Raw genomic sequence first — 1,773 nt, 5'->3', positions numbered from 1 at the left:
TCGCCTTATATCCCACGCTTCTTGTGCTATTACTGATTTTGTCGGAAAGTTTCATATCGTTCCTTGGTCTCGGTGTTCAGGAACCCGATACATCTTGGGGAGCGTTGATTTTTGAAGGTGCAGGGACCATGCAATATGGAACCCTCTGGCAGCTTGCTTTTCCCCTGTTTTTCTTCGTTATAACGCTTTTTGCTTTCTTCTTTGTGGGCGATGGTTTGCGTGATGCTCTGGATCCAAAGGATAGATAAATGTCGTTATTAGAAGTTGAAAATCTATCCGTTAAGTTTAAGACAAATGATGGAATTGTTAGTGCTGTTAATGATGTCAGTTTCTCTATGGATGCCGGCAAAACATTGGCCATTGTTGGTGAAAGTGGCTCGGGCAAAAGCCAGACAGCCTTTTCTATATTAGGTCTGCTTGCGCCAAATGGTATATCTACTGGATCTGTAAAGTTTGCTGGCAAGGAAATTCTCAATGCGCCCCTTAAAGAATTGAATAAGGTTCGCGCAGAAGAGATTGCGATTGTCTTTCAAGATCCCATGACCTCTTTAAATCCTTATATGCGGGTTTCAGAGCAAATGGCCGAGGTATTGATCTATCATCAAGGGCTGTCAAAGGCAGAGGCTTTTAAGCAATCTGTTGCCATGCTAGATGCGGTGAAAATTCCAGATGCTAAACGTCGAGCTAGGTTGTACCCGCACGAATTTTCCGGGGGGATGCGTCAAAGGGTTATGATCGCTATGTCTCTGTTGTGTCGTCCTAAGCTTTTGATTGCGGATGAACCAACCACAGCATTAGATGTGACGGTTCAGGCCCAGATTATGGATCTTTTTGCTGATATCCAAAAAGAATTTGGGATGGGGGTCGTTCTTATTACTCATGATCTTGGTGTTGTTGCAGGTTTTTGCGAAGAAGTACTTGTTCTTTACGGAGGACGCGTAATGGAGCAGGGACCTGTCGATCCCGTCTTTGAAGAGCCATCACACCCTTATACCCAGGGATTATTGAGGGCTATTCCAAGGATAGATAAAAAAAGTGACGCTCTGGATACCATACCTGGCAGCCCCCCAAACATGTTATTGCCACCAAAGGGGTGTCCCTTTGTCGCCCGTTGTAAACACGCGGATGATATCTGCGGAGCAATACTGCCTGACTTGTGTGAATTAACGACGGGCCGCCTAAGGGCGTGCCATCAACCGATGGAGAAATTGGTATGACGGCACCATTGTTAAAAGTCGAAGATCTACGGGTAACTTTTAGGTTAAAATCAGAAGGTGATATGCCGTGGATCAAGCAAAAACGACTTCATGCTGTTGGTGGGGTAGATTTTGAGCTTAAACAAGGCGAAACATTAGGGATTGTTGGTGAGTCCGGGTGTGGGAAATCAACATTGGCACGTGCCTTAATCCGTATGGTGAATGCCCAAGGCCGTGTTGTTTGGATGGGAAAAGAAGAACTTCTGGGGTTAAGTAAGCGCCAGATGATGAAGTATCGCTCTGAAATTCAGATGGTTTTTCAAGATCCCTTGGCTTCCCTTAATCCCCGGAAAACAGTCGGGGAAATCATCGCAGAACCTCTCAGGACACATAACCCTTCTTTGTCAAAGAAAGAGATTGTTGCCGAGGTTAAAGCGATGATGGAAAAGGTTAGTCTGTTGCCTAACCAGATCAATCGTTATCCTCATGAGTTTTCTGGTGGGCAGTGTCAAAGAATTGGGATTGCCCGCGCCCTAATCGTTAAACCTAAAATGATCATCTGTGACGAACCTGTTTC

The 1,773-nt window shown here is 45.2% G+C and carries 2 protein-coding genes and 1 pseudogene; all 3 read left to right on the top strand.

Annotated features, from left to right (window positions below; all coding sequences use genetic code 11):
• A pseudogene (locus Q0241_RS01725) lies at positions 1-248 on the top strand (peptide ABC transporter permease); the annotation flags it as partial.
• On the top strand, positions 249-1,217 hold the full coding sequence (locus Q0241_RS01720; protein ID WP_299372099.1) for an oligopeptide/dipeptide ABC transporter ATP-binding protein: 969 nt from the start codon (positions 249-251) through the stop codon (positions 1,215-1,217).
• Positions 1,214-1,773, top strand: a 560-nt coding sequence (locus Q0241_RS01715) for an ATP-binding cassette domain-containing protein (RefSeq protein ID WP_299372096.1), incomplete at its 3' end; no start/stop codon positions are given. The genes Q0241_RS01720 and Q0241_RS01715, both read left to right, overlap by 4 nt.

This window comes from uncultured Kiloniella sp., assembly GCF_937128705.1.
In the GTDB taxonomy this organism is placed as follows: Bacteria; Pseudomonadota; Alphaproteobacteria; order Kiloniellales; family Kiloniellaceae; genus Kiloniella.
This window is presented reverse-complemented; position numbering and strand designations above follow the sequence as displayed.